Annotated in this window: 9 protein-coding genes; 7 read left to right on the top strand and 2 right to left on the bottom strand. The window is 68.7% G+C overall.

The annotated features are described in order from the left end of the window. The first annotated feature begins 657 nt into the window (after positions 1-657). The 5 genes from GTZ93_RS30885 (at position 658) to GTZ93_RS30865 (ending at position 6151) form a co-directional block, all read left to right on the top strand. Entirely contained in the window at positions 658-1164 is a 507-nt protein-coding gene (locus GTZ93_RS30885) for a hypothetical protein (protein ID WP_139918194.1), read from the top strand. 575 nt (positions 1165-1739) lie between these two features. Then, complete coding sequence (locus GTZ93_RS30880) at positions 1740-2495, top strand: DUF5953 family protein (RefSeq protein ID WP_139918196.1); 756 nt, start codon at positions 1740-1742, stop codon at positions 2493-2495. A gap of 98 nt (positions 2496-2593) precedes the next feature. Beyond that, positions 2594-3832 (top strand): FAD-dependent oxidoreductase, encoded by a 1239-nt coding sequence (locus GTZ93_RS30875; RefSeq protein ID WP_139918198.1) that lies wholly within the window; start codon positions 2594-2596, stop codon positions 3830-3832. 131 nt (positions 3833-3963) lie between these two features. Continuing rightward, the gene (locus GTZ93_RS30870) at positions 3964-4752 is read left to right on the top strand and encodes an SRPBCC family protein (RefSeq protein WP_139918199.1); all 789 of its coding nucleotides are present in this window, start codon (positions 3964-3966) and stop codon (positions 4750-4752) included. Positions 4753-4849: 97 nt separating this feature from the next. Continuing rightward, complete coding sequence (locus tag GTZ93_RS30865) at positions 4850-6151, top strand: PQQ-dependent sugar dehydrogenase (RefSeq protein ID WP_139918201.1); 1302 nt, start codon at positions 4850-4852, stop codon at positions 6149-6151. 10 nt (positions 6152-6161) lie between these two features. Here the strand turns inward: GTZ93_RS30865 and GTZ93_RS30860 are convergent, their stop codons facing one another. Continuing rightward, positions 6162-6497, bottom strand: a complete 336-nt coding sequence (locus GTZ93_RS30860) for a hypothetical protein (protein ID WP_139918203.1) — start codon at positions 6495-6497, stop codon at positions 6162-6164. A gap of 128 nt (positions 6498-6625) precedes the next feature. Here GTZ93_RS30860 and GTZ93_RS30855 point away from each other — a divergent pair, with 128 nt between their 5' ends. Beyond that, positions 6626-7297: a class I SAM-dependent methyltransferase gene (locus GTZ93_RS30855; RefSeq protein ID WP_139918205.1), complete on the top strand. Its 672-nt coding sequence runs from the start codon at positions 6626-6628 to the stop codon at positions 7295-7297. Between the two features lie 181 nt (positions 7298-7478). Beyond that, the gene (locus GTZ93_RS30850; protein WP_014397999.1) at positions 7479-7904 is read left to right on the top strand and encodes an OsmC family peroxiredoxin; all 426 of its coding nucleotides are present in this window, start codon (positions 7479-7481) and stop codon (positions 7902-7904) included. Positions 7905-7921: 17 nt separating this feature from the next. Here GTZ93_RS30850 and GTZ93_RS30845 read toward each other — a convergent pair whose 3' ends face one another. Beyond that, positions 7922-8167, bottom strand: a complete 246-nt coding sequence (locus tag GTZ93_RS30845; protein ID WP_121751661.1) for a hypothetical protein — start codon at positions 8165-8167, stop codon at positions 7922-7924. Between the last annotated feature and the right edge of the window lie 63 nt (positions 8168-8230).

Here is an 8230-nt window from a genome sequence, read left to right as displayed (position 1 = left end):
CGAGCGTTTCTCCGAGCTCCTTCACCGCCATCCCGTCTTTCAGGAAGCACTCGGCTTCATATGAGGGGATGCCTCAGCCTGCCGCCTCCACCACCCCGCCTCGCGAACGCGCGGGTTCCAGCGGAGCTGAGTGATCTCGTTGAGAGCATCCTGGCCCGAGACCCCAAGAAGCGTCCGGTCGATACCGAAGCGCTTCGCCGCGAACTGGCGGAGCTCCGGGCCGGCCGATCCGCCGAATACGACGTGCCGGCCCATCCGCCCTCCGAACAGCGTCACGGTGGACCGCCCCCCGTGTCACTGTCCGTGCCCTCCACTCCCGATTCCCTCAAGAGGCACGTCGCCTTGATCGAGCGCCCGCGAGGCCAGGGCTGGTGGGGTCGGGGCCTCGCTGGCATCGTCTCGCTTGTCGTTGTCGCGCTCCTCTGGCGCTTCTCGTCGGCCGATCCCGCGCCCCCTGCCGGGCCGCGCATCGCCGCGGGTCCACGTCCTCCCGTCGCCCCCCATTCCGCACCGCCCAAGACAACTCCTCCTGCTATGTCGCCTCCTGGCCCCTCGCCCGTGACAGCCCCCGGGCCGGCAATCGCCGCTGTTCCGAAGGAAGGTTCAATCGTGAAGACCCCGCAGCCTGAAACGCCGACCGCAGGACGCACACCTCGCGTGCCGAAGAAGTCCGTTGCCGCCGTCGAGTGCGCGTCGCTATCGCTCGTCGCGGCACTGGCGGCGGGTTGTCCGGGGGCTCAGATCCGGCCCGAGTCCTTCACCTGCCCGGCTGGGGCGGAAGAGGCCATGCGGGAGCAGCTCCACTGGGGGGGCTCGGAGGTCCTCAGCCTCAAACTCGACGACCGCCAATCGGAATGGGACGAGGTGTGGTTCACCGCTGGCGCGGAGGTGGTCGGGGTCGTCCCCAAAGGCATCAGCAGCGACCGGCAGAAGGCGGTCGCCCCTCCTGGGACACGCTTCTACGGCAAGGCCTACTACCTCTCCGACAAGATGGGCCGCGCGGATGGTCCGGCACTCGTCATCCGGTATGACCGCGTGAAGCTCCCGGGGCAGGACGACTATCCGGTTTGCGTCGTGCACGAGGGGACTGTCCTGGCGTTCAAGGACGGCAGGGTGAAGGCGCTCAATCGGGGCGTCGGTTTCCCCGTGGACCGCTGGCCCTGAGTTCGGCCGGGATCACGTGGCGGGTAGGTGCCCGGTTCTGGTCCCCGCGCATCCAGGCTCGACAGGACCTGCCAGGGCAGTGGTCCACCACGGGTTGAGTCTCCTGCGGGCCCGGCGCCGGACTTCAGAAGGCAGCATCCGAGGAAAGGTGCTGCTCAAGGCAGTGGGCGTTCCGAAGTTGCTGGAGATGCCTCGCATCAAGCGGTCGCGGGCGAGGCTCGAAGAGCAGGTGCGCCTTGCGACATACCTCGGCCACCCGGGGCCTGGCACTGCGCAAGCTCCTCCAGCTCCGGACGGACGCCCGCTACCAGACGGCGCGGGAGCTGGCGGCGGACTTGCGCCGCTGGCTCGGAGAGGGAGACGCCTACGGCAAAGAAGGAAGCGGTGGCGGAGTTGCGCGAGATGGCGAAGCGAGCCCGGGAGGTGATGGTCGAACTGGGCATGAGGCGCCCCCGTGGCCTCCAGGCGTCCCAGGACGAGTTCAGCACGAACCAGCCGCATGCTGCCCACCGAGGGCGCCTCTTGTGTAGGAGCACGCGAAGCCTCCCAAATACCGTCGTCACAGGATTCAATCAATGACCACACAAGGCCCCCTCCTCCTCAACGTCTATGCCCCTGGGCTAGCGCGAGACGACAACCGCACAATCGCGACTGTCCACGGCCTGGAACGCGCGTTGCCCGGATTGCGCCTGGACTGGAGGGTGACGGAGAAGCGACAGCTTGCTGTCGTGCCACAGCGCGATGCGTGGTTGACCCAGGAAGCAGCACGCGGCGAGTTCCCTTTTATATGTAACGGTGACGAGCGTTATCCCGTGATGCTTTCCGGGCAGCCTGAATCCGCGTACGTGAGCCCAGGCGGGCAGCCACAACTCCGAGTCCATGCGAAGCTGCCCCTGGACGCGGCCGTCATCTCGGCAGCGGCGAATGTGCTTGAAGCCTTGGCGGAGGGTGCAAACGCATTCTGGGGACAAGCAACGCCAGACGGAGCCGCACTGGACATCGCGTATCAGACCGCCCCCACGCTGGAAGGACCACCGTCTCCACGTCGGGGGTTGCCCGCACTGAAGCTCTTCGAGCACATCCGCTCGCCCGAAATTCCCTATTACCTCGGGTGGCTCAACTACTGGTCGGAGGCTTCCGCGCGGGCCATCGGGTTCCCGGATCCTGCTCGCGATACAGAATTGCTCTCACGGTCGCGGCGCACGGCAACGGGCGGGTGGATCGTGCAGCTCACCGAAGCGCCCCTCGACCTGGACGACCCCGCCCATCTGGCAGCGCTCAAGCGGGCCTACGAGCGCTTCCCCGAAATCGGCGGGCGCGGGGTGCCGTGAACTGCGTGATGAGTGTCGGACACCGCACGCCGCATCGGCCGCCACTCCAGGTGCCATGCCCCATGGCGGGATGAACCCTTCCTCGAGGAGGCACCACCATGGCCGACCCGGCGATCACCACACAGTGCTGCATCGCGGGCGGAGGGCCGGCGGGAATGATGCTGGGGCTGCTGCTGGCCCGGGCCGGCGTGGAGGTGACGGTGCTAGAGAAGCACGCGGACTTCCTCCGCGACTTCCGGGGCGACACGATCCACCCGTCCACGCTGGAGCTGATGCACGAACTGGGCTGGCTGGACGAACTGCTCGCCCTTCCCCACTCGAAGATGTTGGACCTGCGCTTCCAGGTCGGCGAACACGAGGTCACCGTGGGGGACTTCCGCCACCTCCCCACGCACGCGCGCTATCTGGCCTTCATGCCGCAGTGGGACCTGCTCGACTTCATCGCGCGCAAGGCCGCCATGTACCCGACCTTCCAGCTCCTCCGCCGCACGGAGGTAACGGACCTCGTGCGCGACCATGGCCAGGTCGTCGGAGTTCGAGCTCGAACGCCGGAAGGCCCGCTGGAGGTGCGCGCGTCGCTGGTGGTGGCGGCGGACGGCCGGAAGTCCACGCTGCGTCAGCAGTCCGGCCTGGAGGTCCAGAACCTGGGCGCTCCCATGGACGTGCTCTGGTTCCGCGTGTCGCGCAGACCTGACGATCCCAGCCCACCCCTGGGCCACTTCGAGCGCGGAGCGCTCTTCCTGCTCATCAACCGGGGCGACCAGTGGCAGTGCGGCCGGGTCATCCCCAAGGGCGGCATCGCGTCCGTCCAGGCGCGCGGCCTGGAGGCCTTCCGGGCCGAACTCGTGAAGCAGGCGCCGTTCCTCGCCGACCGAGCCGGTGAAATCCGAAGCTGGGACGACGTGAAGCTGCTGACCGTGCGAGTGGATCGGCTGCGCACCTGGTACCAGCCCGGCCTGCTGTGCATTGGCGACGCGGCGCACGCGATGTCACCCGTGGGCGGCGTGGGCATCAACCTGGCGGTGCAGGATGCCGTGGCCACCGCCAACCTGCTCGCGGGCCCCCTGCTCGCCCGCCGTGTCACGACCGAGGACCTGCGCCGCGTCCAGCAGCGCCGCGAGCTCCCCACCCGACTCACCCAGCGAGCGCAGGTGCTCATCCAGAACCGCGTGGTGGACCCGGCACTCCGGAAGCGCGCATTCAGCAACGGCCGGCTGCCCCTGAGCCTCCAGTTGGTGAAGCGCATCCCCGCGCTGCGCCGCATCCCCGCGCGCCTGATTGGCCTGGGCGTCCGCCCCGAACACATCCACACGCCGGCCGCTTCACCCCTTCACTGAGGACCGCCGGAGCGCTGGTTCCCCCGCCCCAGTTCCAGGCACGGTTGTCCTGGCGCATCCCACCCCAAAGCTTCGCGGGAAGTGCCTGACGCCCGTGCATCACTCTCCTGCGCGTCAGGCCAGGAGGAACCATGACGAGCTCACGAACGACAGCCCTGCGGGAAGTCCGCTCTCAGGCCACCGAGGAACTCCGCTCGGGCCAATGGAAGCTGACCGCCGCGGTGGTGGTCGCGGGAACGATGATGTCCGTGGGGATGAAACGCCGCTCGCTCGGGGGCACGGTGGTGGCCCTGGCCGGCGGCGCCGTGCTCTATGGGGGCCTGCAATCCCAGCGGCGTGCTCTCGCCTCGGTCGCTCGGAAGGCCCGCCGCGCATTGACAGGCAAGGAAGCGAGGCATGGACAGCTCATCGAAGTGGAGCACACGCTCACGGTGGGACGTCCGGTGGAGGAACTCTACCGCCTGTGGCGTGAACCCTCCACGCTGAGCCGCCTGATGGAGCACTTCGCGGAGGTCACGCCCACGGCCGGTGACGGCCGGCACTTCCGGATCCACGGGCCGCTGGGACGCGAGGTGAGCTGGGACTCGCGCCTCGTGGAGGAACGCTCGCCGGAGTTCCACAGCTGGGAGTCCACGGAGGACAGCCCCGTGAAGACGCGAGGGTGGGTGCGCTTCCGGCCCGATCCGAACGGAGGCACGGAGGTGACATTGCACCAGGCCTTCTCGCCTCCGGGCGGCGCGCTGGGCGAGGCGCTGGCGAAGCGGATGCGCGGCGTCCCCGCCATGCAGGTGAGGAAGGTGCTGCGCAGCTTCAAGAGCCTGGCGGAGACCGGAGAGATTCCCACCGAGGACGCACCGAAGGGCTACGGGTTCTTCAAGCAGAAGGTGGATGGCTACATGCGGAACGTGTTCACTTCTTGAGCCGTGGGCGTCCTGCCCTTCCCACAACTCAACACCCGAGCGAGGGGCGGATCCGTCCGTCATCGTCGGACAGCGAGGAGGCCCCTAGAGGAAGGGCATGACCGTCTTCCTCCGAGCCTCCTTCTGCGTGGGCGCCGCGCTGTTCCTGACGAACTGCGCGCACCGCTCCACCCCCGACACCTCCACGAAGGCGCCCGCGCTGCCCGCGCCCGACCCCAGCTTCAAGGTGGAGCGGTACAGCACGGTCGTCGGCTGGCCGGAAGGCAAGCGCCCCACGGCCCCGGAAGGCTTCGAGGTGACGCGCTACGCGGACGGCCTGCGCAACCCGCGCTGGACCTACGTGCTGCCCAACGGCGACGTGCTGGTGGCCGAGGCCAGCTCCGAGTTCAAGAGCGAGCAGGACAAGGAGGAGTCCATCGAGTCCGGCAAGGTGCGCTCGCAGAACCTGGGCCACAGCGCCAACCGCATCACGCTGCTGCGCGACGCGGACCACGACGGTACGCCCGAGGTCCGCGAGGTGTTCCTGGAGGGCGTGAAGCAGCCGCTGGGCATGCTGCTGTTGGGCGACCGCTTCTACGTGGCCGGCACGGACGCCGTCTGGCGCTACCCATACACGGCCGGTGAGACGTCGCTGAAGGCCCCCGGTGAGAAGCTCCTGGAGCTGCCGGCGGGCGGCTACAACAACCACTGGACGCGCAACCTGCTGGCCAACGCGGACGGTTCGAAGCTCTACGTGTCCGTGGGATCCGCGAGCAACGTGGCCGAGCACGGGCTGAAGGAGGAGGAGCGCCGCGCCAACATCCTGGAGATCAACCCGGACGGCACCGGCGAGCGCATCTACGCGAGCGGCCTGCGCAACCCCGTGGGCATGGGCTGGGCCCCGGGCACGCGCACGCTGTGGACGGCGGTGAACGAGCGCGACGACCTGGGCGAGGACCTGGTGCCGGACTACCTCACGCACGTGGAGGACGGCGGGTTCTACGGCTGGCCCTACGCGTACTTCGGAGCGAACGAGGATCCACGCATGGCGGGACAGCGGCCGGACCTGGTGGCGAAGACGCTGGTGCCGGACGTGCCCCTGGGCTCCCACACCGCGTCGCTGGGCCTGGCGTTCTACGAGGCCCAGGCGTTCCCGGAGAAGTACCGGGGCGGCGCGTTCATCGGGCAGCACGGCTCGTGGAACCGCGCGGAGCTGTCTGGCTACAAGGTCGTGTTCGTGCCGTTCAAGGGCGGGAAGCCCACCGGTCCACCGGAGGACTTCCTCACGGGATTCATCGCCGACGCGGCCCAGGCCCGGGTGCACGGTCGGCCTGTGGGAGTCACAGTGCTGCCGGATGGCGCGTTGCTGGTCGCGGATGACGCCAGCAACACGCTGTGGAAGGTGACCGCGAAGCGCTGAAGGGCAATGCCTAGCAGCCCATGCAGACCGGCCGGATGTTCTGCCAGTTGCCGCAGCCGTTGTCGCCGCAGCACGACTGGTAGAGCGTACCGCTCCGGCCGTAGGAGCCCTGCGGCCAGGAGCCGTCGCCGCCCACCTCGCGACACGCGGCACAGGTCGAGGACCAGATGACCTGATCCGCCACGTATTCGCCGATGGCACAGCTGGGCGTCTTGCCAATGCCCTGCTCCACCTGTGCCGCCTCACCGGCGGACGGCGACGCATCCTGCTCCGCTGCCGGGCCACAGGCGGAGAGGAGGCCCACGGAGAAGGTCGCCAAAAACAAATCACGGATCATGTTTCGCATGCAGGAGACTCCAGGTGACGGAGGCAGATATGCCTCGCGTCCCCGCAGTCCGGCAGAAAGCGATATCCTGCGCAACCGAGGACGTTTGACTTTGACTCCGCTGTTCCATTCCTTCCCCGGTGCTCACAATGACTCTCTTTCGTCCGCTGGCGGTGTTCCCTTTCCTGGGCCGGTGGAGCCTGTGTCTCGCCCTGGTCACGATGGCCGGTGCCTGCCGCTCCGAGACGAAGGCGGAAGCGCCGCCCGCGCCCGTGGAGGCCGCCGCGCCGGAGCTGCATGGCGTCGGGGGTGTCGAAGGGGTGGATGCCGCGTATGACCGCTCCCGTCAGCCCGCCAGGTTCGTCTCCGCGCTGGGGCTTGCTCCAGGGCAGCGGGTCGCGGACGTAGGTGCCGGGCTGGGGTACTTCACCCAGCGGCTCGCGGAGGCAGTGGGCCCCACGGGCCAGGTCGTGGCCACCGACATCAACGACGAAGCCATCCATCAGCTCCGCGCGCGGGTCCTCGGACGCAAGAACATCGAGGTGCGCAAGGTGGCCCCGGACGCGCCGGGGCTCGAAGCGGGTGCGTACGATTTGATCCTCCTCTCGGAGGTAGATCACTTCTTCGGGGACCGGGTGGACTACCTCACCCGGCTGCGTCCCGCGCTCACACCCCAGGGCCGCATCGCGGTGACGCACCTGAGGGCCATGCGCCCTCCGCTCGTCGCCGCCGCACAGGCCGCGGGCTACACCATCGTTTCCGAGTACAACGACCTGCCAGCCCACTACATGCTCTTCCTGCGGCCCGCCGTGAGTCCCTGACGCGGCCCCCAACCGTCCAGAACCCAGGCCTTCGCGCGCGAGAGCGTCCACTCCCCGGCAGTCCCCGTACCCCTGTCCGCCAACAGGACCGCCACACGCCAATGCGCGCCCTACCCTTCCGCCGCGCGAACTCAAACGGACGCGGCACGGTGCCGCGCCGCGCATGGGGAGACAGAACGCCATGGGTATCAGCAAGGGCAGTGCGCAGTGGAACGGCGGGTTCAAGGACGGCAAGGGCTCGATGAAGCCCGGTCACGCCGCGGAGGTCCTCTTCTCGGTCGGCACCCGCTTCGAGGGTCAGCAGGGCAGCAACCCGGAGGAGCTCATCGGCGCGGCACTCTCCGGGTGCTTCTCCATGGCCCTGTCGGTGGGGTTGGAGAAGGCGGGCCTGAAGCCCACGCGCATCCAGACGAACGCGGACGTGCACCTGGACAAGCAGGGTGACGGCTTCGCCATCACCACCATCGACCTCGTCACCGAGGCCACCATCCCCGGCGCCAATGACGCCCAGTTCCAGAAGATCGCCGAGGAGACCAAGAAGGGCTGCCCTGTCTCCAAGGCGCTCGGGGGCGTGAACATCACGCTGAAGGCGAAGCTCGCGACCTGACGGACCCTGGCCGGCCTTCAGCCGCCGGCGCACGCGTCGCGGCAGTCCTGCCGGCACGCGACGACCTCGGGCGTGTTGCCGACGCAGGTCGCGTAGCACTGGCTCAGGCACGGCGTGAGCTCATGCTCCGCCGCGCCGGGCTCCTCCCCGACCGGGTCCTGCGCCTCGAACGGAGGGTCCTCCGCCGGAGGGGCATCCGCAGGGCCACAGGCCGCCAGGAGCCCTCCCACCGCGGCCAGCGCCAGCACCCATTTCCGTCGCATGCGCCACCCCATCCGCGGGAAGGTGAAGGCCCTATTCTAGCCGCGAAAGCGGGTGGAAGAATC

This window comes from Corallococcus exiguus (assembly GCF_009909105.1).
GTDB lineage: Bacteria > Myxococcota > Myxococcia > Myxococcales > Myxococcaceae > Corallococcus > Corallococcus exiguus.
This window is presented reverse-complemented; position numbering and strand designations above follow the sequence as displayed.

Excerpts from the sequence above, each read along its gene's own strand:
- GTZ93_RS30880 (WP_139918196.1), top strand. The coding sequence starts at position 1,740 with ATGACCACACAAGGCCCCCTCCTCCTCAACGTCTATGCCCCTGGGCTA.
- GTZ93_RS30875 (WP_139918198.1), top strand. The coding sequence starts at position 2,594 with ATGGCCGACCCGGCGATCACCACACAGTGCTGCATCGCGGGCGGAGGG.
- GTZ93_RS30870 (WP_139918199.1), top strand. The coding sequence starts at position 3,964 with ATGACGAGCTCACGAACGACAGCCCTGCGGGAAGTCCGCTCTCAGGCC.
- GTZ93_RS30865 (WP_139918201.1), top strand. The coding sequence starts at position 4,850 with ATGACCGTCTTCCTCCGAGCCTCCTTCTGCGTGGGCGCCGCGCTGTTC.
- GTZ93_RS30860 (WP_139918203.1), bottom strand. The coding sequence starts at position 6,497 with ATGCGAAACATGATCCGTGATTTGTTTTTGGCGACCTTCTCCGTGGGC.
- GTZ93_RS30855 (WP_139918205.1), top strand. The coding sequence starts at position 6,626 with ATGACTCTCTTTCGTCCGCTGGCGGTGTTCCCTTTCCTGGGCCGGTGG.
- GTZ93_RS30850 (WP_014397999.1), top strand. The coding sequence starts at position 7,479 with ATGGGTATCAGCAAGGGCAGTGCGCAGTGGAACGGCGGGTTCAAGGAC.
- GTZ93_RS30845 (WP_121751661.1), bottom strand. The coding sequence starts at position 8,167 with ATGCGACGGAAATGGGTGCTGGCGCTGGCCGCGGTGGGAGGGCTCCTG.